Source organism: Goodfellowiella coeruleoviolacea, from assembly GCF_024171785.1.
In the GTDB taxonomy this organism is placed as follows: domain Bacteria; phylum Actinomycetota; class Actinomycetes; order Mycobacteriales; family Pseudonocardiaceae; genus Goodfellowiella; species Goodfellowiella coeruleoviolacea.
In genome coordinates this window covers 180,669-194,198 of the sequence record NZ_JAMTCK010000005.1, presented here as the reverse complement: position 1 = coordinate 194,198, position 13,530 = coordinate 180,669, and the positions used below count along the sequence as shown (strand labels likewise).

The window sequence follows — 13,530 nt, the reverse complement described above, 5'->3', positions numbered from 1 at the left end:
GCGGGTAACCGCCACCGGCGCTGCGCACCCCGGCCGGGTCGTGCCACGATCGTGCCGTGACCACCGCGCTGATCTACCTCGTCCTCATGCTGCTCGTGGCGGCCGTGGTCTTCCTGCTCGCCTCGGTGGTGTTCGGCCGGGGTGAGGAGCTGCCGCCGCTGCCGCCCGGGGCCTCGCCCACCCGGCTGCCCGCCGAGGACGTCACCCCGGACGACGTGCGCGCGCTGCGCTTCCAGCAGGTGTTCCGGGGCTACAAGATGTCCGAGGTGGACTGGGCGCTGGACCGGCTGGGCACCGAACTGGGGGAGCTGCGGGCCCGGGTCGACGAGTTGGAGCAGCGCCTGGCCCAGGCCGGCGACGAGCACACCGGCCACCCGCGGGTCGAGCACGAGCAGGCCAGTCATGGCTGAGCTGACCGTCACCCGGCGCGTGCGGGTGCCCGCGGAGCTGGCCTGGTCGCTGCTGGTGGACTGGTCCCGCCAGCGCGAGTGGATGGTGGGCACCCGGGTGTGGGTGGTCCGCGGGGACGGGGCGAGCGCGGGCTCCCAGGTCGTCGCCTTCACCGGGGTGGGTGACGTAGGCTTCGTCGACACCATGGACATCACCGAGTGGCGGCCGCCGCTGCGGTGCCAGGTCCGGCACACCGGCCGGCTGGTGCGCGGCACCGGCGTGTTCCAGGTGCGACCGGGCAGCCAGGACAACACCTGCGTGGTCAGCTGGACCGAACTGCTCGACCTGCCGCTTGGCCGGCTCGGTGAACTGGGCTGGCGGCTGCTGCGGCCCGCGCTCGCCGCGGGCGTGCGGCTGTGCCTGCGTCGGTTCGAGGCCCTGGCCGAGGCACAGGCCGGCAACGCCCGTTAGACCAGGAGGACCACCAGTGACGGACACCCTGCTCGGCGCGGACGGCCGCTTCCGGTGCACCTGGGGCAACACCACCGAGGACTACGCCGCCTACCACGACCAGGAGTGGGGCGTGCCGCTGCGCGGCGAGCCCGAGCTGTTCGAGCGGCTGTGCCTGGAGGCGTTCCAGTCCGGCCTGTCCTGGCTGACCATCCTGCGCAAGCGGGAGGGGTTCCGCCGCGCGTTCGCCGCGTTCGAACCGGCCAAGGTGGCCGAGTTCGGCGAGCAGGACGTGGCCAGGCTGCTGGCCGACCCGGCGATCGTCCGCAACCGCGCCAAGATCAACGCGGTGATCCGCAACGCCAGGGCCGTGACCGAGCTGGACCAGCCCCTGGACGAGCTGCTCTGGTCGTTCGCGCCGGCCACCCCGGCCCCACGCCCGGCCACCATGGCCGACGTGCCCGCGGTCACCCCGGAGTCCACGGCCATGGCCAAGGAGCTGAAGCGCCGCGGGTTCACCTTTGTCGGCCCCACCACCTGCTACGCGCTCATGCAGGCCACGGGCATGGTCGACGACCACGTGGCGGGCTGCTGGCGGGCCAGCTGAGCCACGCCCGGCCGGCCACCCGCCCCAGCACCGCCGGCACGCCCCAGGCCCGCAGGCGCGTGCGCTGCCCGGTGGACGTGCTCACGCACGTCAGTGCCCCACGAACTCGGGTTTGCGCTTGGCCACGAACGCCTCCACAGCCTCGCGGTGGTCCGCGGTGGCGCCGGCCTCCACCTGGGTGCGCGCCTCCACGGCCAGTGCCTGCTCCAGCGAGGCCGTGCTCGCCGCCAGCATGGCTTCCTTGATCTTGGCGTAGGCGGTGGTCGGACCGGCGGCCAGCCGCGTGGCCAGGGCCAGCGCCGCGTCCGACAGCTCCGCGTCGGCCACCACCCGGTTGACCAGGCCCACCCGCAGCGCCTCGGCCGCGGTCACCGGCGCGCCCAGCATCATCATCTCCATGGCCCGGCCGTACCCGACCAGCCTGGGCAGGGTCCACGACGCACCGGTGTCCGCGGTCAGCCCGACCCCGGCGAAGGCCATCACGAACTTGGCCGACTCGGCGGCCACCCGCAGGTCGCACGCGTAGGCGAGGGCCGCGCCCGCACCGGCCGCGGTGCCGTTCACCGCGGCGATCACCGGCTTCGGCATTCCGGTGACCACCCGGACCAGCGGGTTGTAGTGCTCGTCCACGGTGCGCAGCGGCGCCGGGTCGCCGGTGCGTAACAGCTCGACGTGCTCACGCAGGTCCTGTCCCGCGCAGAAGGACCGGCCGGTGCCGGTGAGCACCACGGCCCGCACCTGCTCGTCGGCTGCGGTGTCGCGCAGCGCCGCCAGCAGGTCCTCCTTGAGCTGGTAGGTCAGCGAGTTGTAGGCGTCCGGACGGTTGAGGGTGAGCACCCTGACCCCGGCGACGTCCTCGACCAGCAGCACCGGCTGCTCGTCCCGGGCCTGCTGACCGCCCCGGTCGTCCCCGTCGTCGGCCGGTCGGGTCGTGGGTTCCTGCGCCATTGCCGCACCACTCCTGTGTTGTTGTGACTCCCACCTGGCTGCGCCAGGTGAGTCGTGTTTGTTCTGGACTCTCACCTGGCTGGCGCCAGGTGATCCGTGTTGGCCATGAACTCCCACCTGGCTGCGCCAGGTGATCCGTGTTGTCCGGTGGGTTCGGGATTCGGGAAACCACGGATGCACCACTCCGCCGGCGCGCCGCGCGTCAGTCCCCGGACAGGCATTCGGTCACGAACCTGGTGACCGCCGGGGCGAGGCGGCTCGTCTCCCGGTCGAAGAACTCCGCCGCCACCAGACCGGGCCAGTCCGGCGGCAGCAGCCGCGCGGGCAGACCGGGATCGCGGAACAGGAACTTCCGCCAGGCGTGCAACAGCCGCTGGGACGCGGCGAACGCCGGCGCGGCGGCCGAGCCGTCCACAGCGGACATCACCGGCCGCCACTCGGCCACGAAGTCCGAGTAGTCCCGGGCCAGCGTGTCCAGATCCCACGCGCGCGCGGCCAGTTCCACGTCGTCTCCCTCATGCTGCGCCAGGAACGTGTGGGCCGCGACCTGTTCGGCGTCGAGCAGGTCGGCCAGTTCGGTGGACGGGCGGGGCGCCACCCAGGTCGTCGCGGTGAGCGGGCCGTAACCGAGCAACCGCAGCGAGGAGGCGATCCGCTCGCGCTCGTCCCGCGCGGGCGGCGCGGCCAGGAGCACCACGTGCCACTGGCCGTCCCAGGTGGACGGACGCGTGCGGTAGATGCGGGCGGCGGCCTCGTCCAGCCGGCGCTCGGCCCGCGCGGTGAGCGCGTACCCCGGACCGGCCGGCAGCCGCACCGGGCGCAGCCAGCCCTGGCGCACGGTTCTGGACACCGCGGTGCGCACCGCGGGTGAGGTGAACCCCAGCGGCTCCAGCAACCGGACCAGGGCGGCGATGGTCGCGGCCCCACCCCGCTGACGCAGGTGTCCACCGTAGACGTCGAACAGCGCCGAACGAGCTCGCACGACCGTCGAGTCTGGCAGTCATCCACGGTGACGACCAGCACATGACAGTGTGCTGTGCGCCAGCCGAACGGGCGCCATGGTCACGAGATGGTGACGGACCTCTTATCCGGCGCAAGCCCTTGCCCAGCCCCAATTCCTGCCCTGATCTGCGGCGGAACAAGATCGACAAACGGGCGAAAAGATCGGTTCGGTTTCGCTGATGAGTCTGAATGGGGGAGAATGGCCAGCAGAACCGGCAGGCTGCGGGGCGTGCCGGGCGGGGAAGTTGACGGAGGGAGCACGCTATGGCGGCCATGAAGCCGCGGACCGGCGACGGTCCCCTTGAGGTCACCAAGGAGGGGCGCGGCATCGTGATGCGCGTTCCGCTCGAAGGTGGGGGGCGACTCGTTGTCGAGATGTCGGCGGAGGAGGCCAGCGCCTTGGGCGACGCGCTGAAGGCTGCTGCCGGCTGAGGCTGCTGCTGTTCGGACACCACCGGTCAGAGTCGGCCCGTCCGGCTAGCACCACCGAAGCCCCGGCCTGCCCTGCGGTGGAGCCGGGGCTCCGCGTTTTCGCATAAGCGTTCACCGGACCAACCGTTCACGCCACCACCCGAAATCCCCGACTGTCCGTTGTGGATATCCCGGGCGGGTCGGCCGCGACGGCAAACCCAGCGCCATTTGTCAGTGTCGCGCAACCCCTTCGGCCGCACCATTGTGTTCGCGCCGGAGCACACCAGGGCAGCAGCCAAGGAGGTCACCGCCAGTGCGCACCCCAGTGCCGACCGTGCCGAGCCAGCTCCCGGACGTCGAGGTGGCGTCAGCACCGCGACGGGGCGTGCCGCTGGTCGTGGCGGCCCAGCCCGGCGAGCGGTCCGCGGACGGGGCCGGCCGGGCCAGCCTCGGCCCGGGCGCGGACCGGCTGCCCGCGCAGCTTCCGATCGCTGACGAGGTGACCGGCAAGACCGGCGAGACCTACCCGGTGCCCGGCACCCGGCACTGGGTGGTTGGCGTCGGCGCTGGCGAGCCGGCCGACTGGCGGGCCGCGGCAGCCGCCCTGGTCAGGGCGTTCGACGCGCGCGCCGAGGCCGACCAGCGGGCCGGCCGGAGCGCGGCCAGGGCCGCCCAGGTGCTGCTGCCCGCCGGCCTGACCGCCGACCAGGTGACCGGGCTGGTGCTGGGCGCCATGCTGGGCGACTACCGGTACGCGGTCACCGGCAAGGCCCGCCCGCCCCGACTGCGCACCCTGCACCTGGTGACCGGCGACGGAACCGATCCAGCCCAGGTGGACACGGCCGTGCGACAGGCCGCCAGCTGGGCAAGGGCCACCGGACTGGCCAGGGACCTGGCCAACACCCCGTCGAACGTCAAGGACCCGGACTGGCTGGCCAGCACCGGCGCCGAGGTGGCCGGCCGGACCGCCGGCCTGGCCGTGACCGTGCGCGACGAGACCTGGCTGGCCGAACAGGGCTTCGGCGGCGTGCTCGCGGTCGGTGGCGGCTCGGCGCGGCCGCCCCGGCTGCTGGAGCTGACCTGGCGGCCCCGGGGCAGCGCGAAAGCCCCGCACCTGGTGCTGGTCGGCAAGGGCATCACCTTTGACACCGGCGGCATCTCGATCAAGCCGGCCGACGGCATGCACCTGATGCGCACGGACATGTCCGGTGGCGCCGCCGTGATCGCCGCGCTGCGCGCCGTGGCCGAACTCAGGCTGCCGGTGCGGGTGACCGGCCTGGTGCCGTGCGCCGAGAACCACGTGTCCGGCTCGGCCTTCCGCCCCGGGGACGTGGTGCGCCACTACGGCGGGCAGACCACCGAGGTGACCAACACCGACGCGGAGGGACGGATGGTGCTGGCCGACGCGCTGGCCTACGCCACCCGCCAGCTCAAGGCGGACGTGCTGGTGGACGTGGCCACGCTGACCGGTGCCATGAAGGTCGGCCTCGGCCTGCGCACCGGCGGCCTGTTCGCCAGCTCGGACGAGTTGGCCGGCCGCGTCGCCGCCGCCGGCGCGGCCGTGGGCGAGCGGTGGTGGCGCATGCCCCTGCTCGACGAGCACGCCGAGGCCGTGCGCAGCGAGATCGCCGACCTGCGGCAGTGCCCGCCGGGTCCGGGTGGCATCACCGCCGCGCTGTTCCTCCGCGAGTTCACCGCCGGCCTGCCCTGGGCGCACCTGGACATCGCCGGCCCCGCCCGGGCCGAGCAGCCCTACGACGAGGTGACGCCGGGCGCCACCGGATTCGCCGCCCGCACCCTGGTCGAACTGGTCGCCTCGTACGCGCGCTGACGGCCCGCACGCGGGGAGCGCCCGTCAGGTGTGCTCGGCGGTGCTCGTCGGTGCTCGCCGTCGGCCAGTCGCGTGTGGCGCTGGCCCGGTGGCGGAAACCGGTGGGGTGAACGCTGTCCGCGTGGGGGTGCCCATCCCCCACCCTCCCGGGGGCGGCCCTAGGCCAGTCTACCGCCCCCCACCTGCGAAAACACCCCCTCGGCTGTCCACTGTGCACAACTCGGCGGGCTGTGGACAACCGCGTACTCGATCGGGTGAAGCTCGGGCTGGTGGTCTCAGGTTGTGCTATACGGGCCCGCACCGGCCCCGCGCGCCGGCAACCCGCACCGGCCCCGGGCGCCGGCGACCCGCAACTGGTTCAGTGGCCCGGCGACCGGGCGGGGAGAACCCGGTCGCCGGGCCGGAAGCGCCGGCCGGTGGAGCGGGCTACGGCGTTTCCCGGAGGTGGCTGCCGGCGATGGTCAGGCAGCTCAGGCAGTAGTCGGCGCCACGTTCCCGAACCAGCAGTTCCGGGGGCACCGCGTGCGCGCACGCGGCCTGGTGGAACTCGGCACTGGCGTCGCGGAAGATCGGGAACGCGTGGGTGACCGAGTCGTGCGCGGACACCCACCAGTCGTAGGGCATGGGACGTTCTCGTGTTGTCCGGGGTGAGGTTCTCGTCGCTGTCAGGGGCAGGTTTCCCATCGAGTCACCGCCGTTCCCACCGGCGCCGGCACCGGCACCGGTGTCGCCGCACTGCGTCGCCACGGAAAGATTCGCGCGACGCGGCGGTGTGGGGCAGGGGGCGGGGCCGACCTTTGTTCGAAGTTCACCCGAACACTGCCTGATTGGACCCGGTCAGTGGCGAGGTCAGGCGGAATCCGCCGCGGTCCAGGCGAACGGCTCCAGCGCCGGGTCCAGTGGCGCCTCGATCATCCGGTTGGCCAGGGTCGACATGGTGTAGGCGCCGATGCCCAGCACCACTTCGAGGGCGTGCTGCGGGGTGTAGCCGTGCGCCAGGAACGCCCGCATCGACTCGGGGGAGACCGCTCCCGCGGTGGCCAGAACGTCCACAGTAAACAGTCGGATCGCCTCAAGTCGTTGGTCGGCAAGGGGTTTGCCGGTGCGCAGCGCGGTGATGAGGTCGGGATCGGCGCCCAGCCGGGTCAGGGTGGCGGTGTGCATGGCAACGCAGACGTGGCAGCGGTTGCGGGTGGCGATGGTCAGGACGAGGACTTCGCGGGCGAGCGGGTCCAGCGTGCTGGTCTCGAACAGGCCGCTGATCTTGAGGAAGCCGTCGAGCAGGTGGGGTGAGGTGGCCAGCCGGGCCACTGCCGCGGGCAGGTAGCCGAGGCGCTTGACGGTCAGCTCCATGCTCCGGCGCGCGGCCGGTGGGGCGGACTCGACGGTGTGGTCGACGAACAGGGTCTCGGTCATGGGTTTCCTCTGCCTGGCGGGGGTGGACGAGGCGGACGAGCACTAAACTCGTCAACGTGGTTGACGATCAGAAGGTAAACCAGGTTGTCGATTTTGGCAACGGTCGATCCCCGCGTGGTTCGGGCAATGGCTGAGCTGGCGGGCGCCCGGGACGGGCAGCGCGACGCCTACGGGTTCGAGCTGCCGCTGTTGCTGTTCGCGGGATTTCGCGCGCTCATCGACCAGCTGCACGCCGAACTGGTTAGGCAGGGCCACCCGGACATGCGGCCCGCCCACGGGTTCGCCATGCAGGCCATCGGCCGCACCGGGGTGACCGCCAGCGAACTGGGCCGGCGCCTGGGCGTGTCCAAGCAGGCCGCCGGCAAGACCGTGGACCGGCTGGTGGGGCTCGGCTACGTCGAGCGCGTGGACGACGCGGCCGACGCGCGGCGCAAGCTGGTCCGGCTCACCCCGTTGGGCGTGGACGCGCTGCGCCGGTCGGCCGCGATCTTCGAGGACCTGCGGGCGCGCTGGGCCGACACCCTCGGCGTGCAACGGCTGCGGGACCTGGAGGACGCGCTGCGCACCGCGGTGCCAGCCGACCACTTCCGGCTGGACGTGGCCGGCTGGTTCGGCACCTGAGCGGCAACGCCTCGGGGGGCGACGAGACCCGGGTGATCAGCCGTTGGGCGTGGTGATGACCGCGAAGGTGGAGCCCTGGCTGGCCACGCGCTCGCTCAGATCGGTGAGGACGGTGTCGATCGGCGCGTAGTTGTTCAGCTCCCCGGGTGCGCACGGACCGGTGCGCGACTGCTGGCCGCCGTTGAGGATGCCGAGCGCGGTCTGGTTGACCTGGCTGAACAGCGGCCCACCACTGTCACCCGCCCGCGCGCAGACGTTGGTGTTGATGCCCACGTCGGTGGACAGCACCTGGCCGCAGTGCACGCCCAGCTGGTAGCCGTCGCCCGCCCCGCTGTCCACCGAGTCCGGGTAGTAGGCGGCGGAGGAACCGGACCCGCTCGCGCACACCACCCAGCCGGCCTTGACGTCGGCCAGCGCGCTCACCCCGGTGATCGACTGGTCGACCGAGGACTGCTTGCCACCGCACGTGGGTTCCGCGGCACCCTTGGGGCAGTAGGTGAGCACCAGGTTGTGCTTGTCCCGCTGGCCCAGCCAGGTCTCGGCCGCCGAACTGTCCACATAGGGCAGTGCGGCGTAGTCGTAGGGGTAGGCGGCCTTCTCGATGCCGTGCTGTTTCAGCACGTCCACGCCGTTGTGCTGGGTGGGCGTGTTGTTGGTCTTGGTCTTCATGCAGTGCCCGGCGGTCAACACCCAGGCCTGGCCGGGAAAACCGCCGCCGGTCGAGCGCAGGTTGAAACCGCTGGTGCAACCACCCCAGGTGCCGTCATCGCGCTTCATGTCCAGGCGCAGCCCACCGCGCATGGGGCCGTGGCCGGTGCAGTAGAGCGGGTGGCAGAAACCCACGTCCACGCCGGCGCTGACCGCGGCGGTGGTGGCGGATTCGTTGTCCGCCAAGGGTTTTGGCTCGGCCAGGGGGCGGATGGTGGCGACCGACCTGGTGGTGTCGTCGGCGATGCTGGCCACGGCCGTGCGCGTGCTCGCCAGCCAGGAGCGTTCCCAGACCACGACGCGGTTCTCGGTCTCGCTGACCTCGGGCAGGTAGATCCCGTCCGGGCCGGCGGCCACGCGGCCGGCGATCTGGTCCCTGGTGGCGGTCAGCTCGGCCAGCGAGTGCTGGACCGGGCGAGTGGTGATGTGGGCGCGGTCGGCCATCCGGTCCAGCCGGGGCGCGATCGTGGTGTCCCCCGAGGTGGTCGCCACCACCAGCACGCCGCCGTTGTCCTGGTCCAGCCACATGCCGCCGTACTGGCCGGCAGCCTCCTGGCGCAGTTGGGCGTCCAGGGCGGCGGCGTCGCGCTGGAGCCGCAGCCGGCGCAGCGCCTCCTGCTCGGTCACCCCGTAGGTGCTGACCAGGTAGCGCACGGACGCGCCGACCGCGGCCGGGTCGAGCGGGCTGGACTCGGCGGGCGCCGCCGTGGCGCTGGCCACCGGGGTGAGGGCGGTGGCCAGCGCCAGGACCAGGGCCAGGGATAATCGGGCACCGCGTTTGCTCGCTGTCACGCAAACTCCCTTCGTGGATGTTGGCGGGCAATGTTCACCCGTCAGAGGTAAGAGCGGGGAATGGTCTCCTACTACACGTAACAGACCGCGCTCAGGTCTTACTTCATTAGGGTGAATTCGCGAAAGGCGGCCACGGCTGGCGCCACCGGCTGATCCGCCACCCACACCAGTCCGATGGTGCGGCTCGCCCTCGGGGTCACCGGCAGCTCCACCACGCCGGGCGGCGGTCCGGTCTCGGCCGGTGGCAGCAGTGCCACGCCCAGACCGGCCGCGACCAGTGCCCGCACCGTCTCCGTCTCCTGGCCCTCGAAGGCCATCCGCGGCGTGAAACCGGCGTCCGCGCACAGCTCGTCGGTGATCTGGCGCAGGCCCGTGCCGTGCTCCATGCCGATGAACTCCTCGTCGGCCAGCTCGGCCAGGCGCACCCGGCGCCGGCCGGCGAACCGGTGCGACTCCGGCATGTTCACCAGCAGCTCCTGCTCGCTGACCCGCCGGTAGCCGAACTCCGGCTGGTCCACCGGCAGCGGGGCGACAAAGGCCAGGTCCACCCGGCCGGCCGCGAGCCGCGCCAGCACCTCCTGCCGGGCCGCCTGCACCAGGCCGAAACGCACCCCGGGGTGACGGGCGCGGAACCCGCGCACCAGTTCCGGCACGAGTGAGCGGCCCAGCATGTGCAGGAACCCGAGCACCACCTGTCCCCGCTCGGGGTGCGCCTCCTGCACGGCGCGCCGGCAGCCGGCGGTCAACGCCCCCAGTGACCCGGCTGCCGCCTCGGCCAGCAGCTCTCCCGCCCGGGTCAGCCGGATGCCCCGACCGGAGCGGACCACCACGGGCGCGCCGAGCTGCTCGCTGATCGCGGCCAGCCAGCGGCTGACCGTGGGCTGGGGCACGCCCAGCTGGTCGGCGACCCGGGTGAGGTGCTGTTCGGTGGCGAGCGCGCGCAGCAGGGCGAGGCGGGGCGCGAGGGCCGCGGCCAGTTCGTCGGCCTGTTCACCGGCCATGGAAGCACCAGCCCGTTCTTTCATTCACCAGTGGATGAGTTATCGCACAGAACTGTATTGGACGCATTAGTTAGCCAGGCTTAGCGTGACTGGTGTGTCCCTCAGCAGCACCGGCACCACCAGCGAGAACGCGGATCGCGACCGCCCCTCGGACGCGCGCCGGCTGCGCCGGGTCACCGTGGCCATGTGCGCCGCCGGGCTGACCGTGTTCGCCCTGCTCTACGCACCGCAGTCAGTGCTGCCCCACCTGGCCGCGAGCTACGGCCTCGACCCGGCCAGCGCCTCGCTCGCGGTGAGCGCGGCCACCGGCGCGCTGGCCGTCGCCGTGCTGCCCGTCGCGGTGCTGTCCGAGTTCACCGGCCGGCGACCGGTGCTGTTCTGCTCCGTGGTCCTGGCCGCGCTCATCGGGGTGCTGCTGCCGCTGGCCCCGTCGTTTCCCGCGCTGGTGGCGCTGCGCGTGGTGCAGGGCGTGGCCATCGCCGGCATGCCCGCGGTCGGCATGGCCTACCTGGCCGAGGAGGTCGGTTCGGCCGGGGCCGGCGCGGCCATCGGCGCGTTCGTGGCCGGCAACAGCGTCGGCGGCATGTCCGGCCGGCTGCTCGCCGGGTTCACCAGCGACTGGCTGGGCTGGCCCGGTTCACTGGCGCTGGTCGGGGTGTTCGGCTGCGCGTGCGCGGCCGTGGTCATCTGGCAGCTTCCGCCGACCGCGCACCACAGGACCGCTCGGGCCGGCAGCGCGAGCCGGACAGGCGCTGCCGCCGGTGTCAACCACGCCGCCTCCGCCGGAGGTGCCGCTCCCGCCGGTGGTGCCGCCCCCGCCGGTGGTGCCGCCCCCGCCGGTGGTGCCGGTCGTGCCGGCGGTGTTGGTCGTGCCGGTGGTGTTGGTCGTGCCGGTGGTGCCGGCGGGACAGACCGGGGCCGGCCGGGCGTGCTGGCCGGTCTGCGCGCCGCCGTGGCCGACCCGGTGCTGCTCACCCAGTACGCCGTGGGCGCACTGGCCATGGGCGCGTTCGTCGCGCTGTACAACGTGATCGGCTTCCGGCTGACCAGCCCGCCGCTGTCGCTGCCCGCGTCACTGGCGTCCCTGGTGGTGCTCGCCTACACGGTCGGCGGCGTGTGTTCGGCCTACGCCGGCCGGCTGGCCGGTCGGGTGGGCCGGGTGCGGGTGCTGCTGGCCGGGCTGGGCGTGGCCGTGCTGGGGGTGCTGATCACCCTGCCCGACCTGCTGCCCACCGTGGTGCTGGGCGTGGTGCTGTGCACCGGTGGCTTCTTCGCCGCGCACGCGGTGGCCAGCGGCTGGGTCGGGGCGCGCGCCCCGGCGCACGCCAAGGGACAGGCGTCCGGGCTGTACATGTGCCTGTACTACGTGGGCAGCAGCATCGGTGGCACGGCCGGCAGCGCCGCCTACGGCCACTGGGCCTGGCCGGGGCTGGTCGTCGCGTCCGGGTCCTGGCTGCTGCTCGCCGCGGTGTCCGTGCTGCTCGCCCGGGTGTTCGCGGCCCGGACGGGCACGGGGTCGGCCATGCCCCCGGTGAGCGCGGCGTCCTGAGCGCGGCCGGCGGCCCCCGCCCGGTCAGAAGTTCAGCACCACCGGCATGGGCTGGCCGACCGGGTTGAGCGTGATCCGGCCGCTGCTGGTGAGGTTCACCGCGCCCGCGGTCAACCCGACCGTGACGGTGGTGACGTCCGCCGGCACCTCCACCACCACGGCCACCGGGAACAGCGCCCCGTCGTAGCGCACCCCCACCTGGCGGGCCTCGGACTGGTCGGGCAGCCACACGCTGATCCGGTCCTTGGTGAGCAGACCGGCCGGGGTGACCGGCAGGTCGTCGCCCTGGGCCTGCAGGCCGATCTCCAGCAGCGCGCGGTTCGGGTCGGTCGCGGTGGCCAGGGAGTAGTCGCCGGCACTCGACTTCACCGGCCGCTGCCGGCCGAACTTGACCGAGGTGACGTGCAGCATGGCCGCGTGCTCGCCGACCGTGATCTGCTGGGACAGCTGCGGCGCGGTGGGCGGACCCGCCGCGCGGCGCAGCGAGTTCGGGTCGCTGGCGGCGTGTTCGCCGGACGGCACGGCGATCCGCTGTTCCAGCGAGTTGACGCCCACGGTGTTGAGCACCAGGCCCTCCCCGGTGGCGCCGGACTTGCCGTTGGGGGCGCCGGCCCCGGCGTTGGTCGAGGTGTCGGTGGGCACGGTGTAGATCAGGAACACGTCCCCGTTGTCCGGCAGCCGGTCGGCCGGCACCTCCTGGCGCCGGCCGGGCAGGTCCAGTGACAGGGTGGACTGCTGCGGCCCCCAGCCCGCCCACGGCCCCTGCTGGAAAGCGGGGTCGATGTTGAACAGCCGCTCCACGTGGAGGCGCAGCACGTGCAGTTGCAGGCCGGGCTCGGCGCGCAGGGTGCTGCCGTCCTCAAGCCGGAACGAGTCCGGCTTGCCCCAGCCGGTGGCGCGGACCGACAGCAGGTCGTCGCGGATGCGGATGCCGGACGCCTCGGCCAGGCCGATGTCGGCGTTGCTCCGGTGGCCGTCGTCGGGCAGCACGGCGAGGAAGTCGCTGCCGGCACTGAGTTCGCCCTGGGGGCTGGCCGGGTTGTGCTTGGACCCGTCAGCGCGCACCAGTTGGCCCACCGGCGTGCTCCGGTTGCCAACGGCGGGCACCTGGGGTGTCTGTGCCTCCACGCGCACGGCGACGTCGTTGTGCTCCACCGACTTCATCGGCACCGGCACCCAGTCCACCGCCGGTGGGCTGCCCGGCACCTGCACCGGCCCGCACCACAACCGACTGTCCACTTCGGACTCCAGGTTCACCCGGGCGAACCAGCAGCGCACCGGCTCGTCACCGGCCTTGGCCACGTACCCGAAGTTCAGCGTGGCCTGCATGGCCTGCTCGCCGGCGGTCTGCACCTGCGCCGCGTCCACGATCTGGCGGCCGTCGATGGTCAGCTCCGCCGGAGGCTCGCTCTTGGCCGCGGCGCAGGCGCCCAGCGCCGCGGCGGACACGACCACGACGACCAGCGCGACCAATGGCCGGAGCAGGACGGCCCGCGAAACCCCGGTTGGGTGCGAGCCGGCGTTGTCCGCCACCTTCAGCGGCACAGTGCCTCCCCAGTAAGCGCTCAGCGCGGATGCCCGCTACCTACTAAGTAGGCGGCAGGGCGTTACTGTGGTTGCCTGTCCGTGATTGTGAGCTGCGTCACCGACCAAACACCCCTGGTAAACACACCCCCACCCTCTCCGGGGGGCTGCCCCAGCGCCAGCCTAATCGCGCCAGGGGTGTTGGAACAGCACGGGATCGCGCCCTGTGGACAACTCAGGTTCGCGGCCCCTTTCGCGGCTGGCCGGTTGTCCACAACCC

14 protein-coding genes are annotated in these 13,530 nt (G+C 72.8%); 7 read left to right on the top strand and 7 right to left on the bottom strand.

Going from position 1 to position 13,530, the window contains the following annotated elements; translation table 11 throughout:
- The first annotated feature begins 56 nt into the window (after window positions 1–56).
- From LX83_RS12395 to LX83_RS12385, 3 genes are read left to right on the top strand one after another with little or no spacing between them, the layout of a single operon-like run.
- Window positions 57–410 carry a DivIVA domain-containing protein gene (locus LX83_RS12395; protein ID WP_253770569.1) on the top strand — a complete coding sequence of 118 codons (354 nt, stop codon included), beginning with the start codon at window positions 57–59 and terminating at the stop codon, window positions 408–410.
- Window positions 403–861, top strand: coding sequence for an SRPBCC family protein (locus LX83_RS12390; RefSeq protein WP_253770568.1), 459 nt, complete (start codon window positions 403–405; stop codon window positions 859–861). Before LX83_RS12395 ends, LX83_RS12390 begins: the two co-directional genes overlap by 8 nt.
- Before the next feature lie 16 nt (window positions 862–877).
- Window positions 878–1,447, top strand: coding sequence for a DNA-3-methyladenine glycosylase I (locus tag LX83_RS12385; RefSeq protein ID WP_253770566.1), 570 nt, complete (start codon window positions 878–880; stop codon window positions 1,445–1,447).
- Window positions 1,448–1,537: 90 nt separating this feature from the next.
- Here LX83_RS12385 and LX83_RS12380 read toward each other — a convergent pair whose 3' ends face one another.
- Both LX83_RS12380 and LX83_RS12375 read right to left on the bottom strand, forming a co-directional pair.
- Window positions 1,538–2,395, bottom strand: a complete 858-nt coding sequence (locus LX83_RS12380; protein WP_253770564.1) for an enoyl-CoA hydratase-related protein — start codon at window positions 2,393–2,395, stop codon at window positions 1,538–1,540.
- Window positions 2,396–2,597: 202 nt separating this feature from the next.
- A complete protein-coding gene (locus LX83_RS12375; RefSeq protein WP_253770561.1) occupies window positions 2,598–3,377 on the bottom strand; it encodes a PaaX family transcriptional regulator in 780 nt (259 codons plus the stop codon).
- 284 nt (window positions 3,378–3,661) lie between these two features.
- Between LX83_RS12375 and LX83_RS12370 the strand changes: the two genes are divergently transcribed.
- Complete coding sequence (locus LX83_RS12370) at window positions 3,662–3,829, top strand: DUF3117 domain-containing protein (protein WP_075127418.1); 168 nt, start codon at window positions 3,662–3,664, stop codon at window positions 3,827–3,829.
- Between the two features lie 292 nt (window positions 3,830–4,121).
- On the top strand, window positions 4,122–5,639 hold the full coding sequence (locus LX83_RS12365; RefSeq protein ID WP_253770559.1) for a leucyl aminopeptidase: 1,518 nt from the start codon (window positions 4,122–4,124) through the stop codon (window positions 5,637–5,639).
- 426 nt (window positions 5,640–6,065) lie between these two features.
- On the opposite strand, the gene LX83_RS12360 is transcribed toward LX83_RS12365, so the two are convergent.
- A complete protein-coding gene (locus tag LX83_RS12360; RefSeq protein ID WP_253770557.1) occupies window positions 6,066–6,263 on the bottom strand; it encodes a hypothetical protein in 198 nt (65 codons plus the stop codon).
- Window positions 6,264–6,488: 225 nt separating this feature from the next.
- A complete protein-coding gene (locus LX83_RS12355) occupies window positions 6,489–7,043 on the bottom strand; it encodes a carboxymuconolactone decarboxylase family protein (RefSeq protein ID WP_253771136.1) in 555 nt (184 codons plus the stop codon).
- A gap of 138 nt (window positions 7,044–7,181) precedes the next feature.
- Here LX83_RS12355 and LX83_RS12350 point away from each other — a divergent pair, with 138 nt between their 5' ends.
- Window positions 7,182–7,676, top strand: coding sequence for a MarR family winged helix-turn-helix transcriptional regulator (locus LX83_RS12350; protein ID WP_253770556.1), 495 nt, complete (start codon window positions 7,182–7,184; stop codon window positions 7,674–7,676).
- A gap of 36 nt (window positions 7,677–7,712) precedes the next feature.
- Here LX83_RS12350 and LX83_RS12345 read toward each other — a convergent pair whose 3' ends face one another.
- Window positions 7,713–9,176: a S1 family peptidase gene (locus LX83_RS12345; RefSeq protein WP_253770554.1), complete on the bottom strand. Its 1,464-nt coding sequence runs from the start codon at window positions 9,174–9,176 to the stop codon at window positions 7,713–7,715.
- Window positions 9,177–9,274: 98 nt separating this feature from the next.
- Window positions 9,275–10,177, bottom strand: coding sequence for a LysR family transcriptional regulator (locus LX83_RS12340; protein ID WP_253770552.1), 903 nt, complete (start codon window positions 10,175–10,177; stop codon window positions 9,275–9,277).
- 184 nt (window positions 10,178–10,361) lie between these two features.
- Between LX83_RS12340 and LX83_RS12335 the strand changes: the two genes are divergently transcribed.
- Window positions 10,362–11,726 carry an MFS transporter gene (locus LX83_RS12335; protein WP_253771134.1) on the top strand — a complete coding sequence of 455 codons (1,365 nt, stop codon included), beginning with the start codon at window positions 10,362–10,364 and terminating at the stop codon, window positions 11,724–11,726.
- 24 nt (window positions 11,727–11,750) lie between these two features.
- On the opposite strand, the gene LX83_RS12330 is transcribed toward LX83_RS12335, so the two are convergent.
- The gene (locus LX83_RS12330; protein WP_253770551.1) at window positions 11,751–13,271 is read right to left on the bottom strand and encodes a hypothetical protein; all 1,521 of its coding nucleotides are present in this window, start codon (window positions 13,269–13,271) and stop codon (window positions 11,751–11,753) included.
- Window positions 13,272–13,530 lie beyond the last annotated feature (259 nt).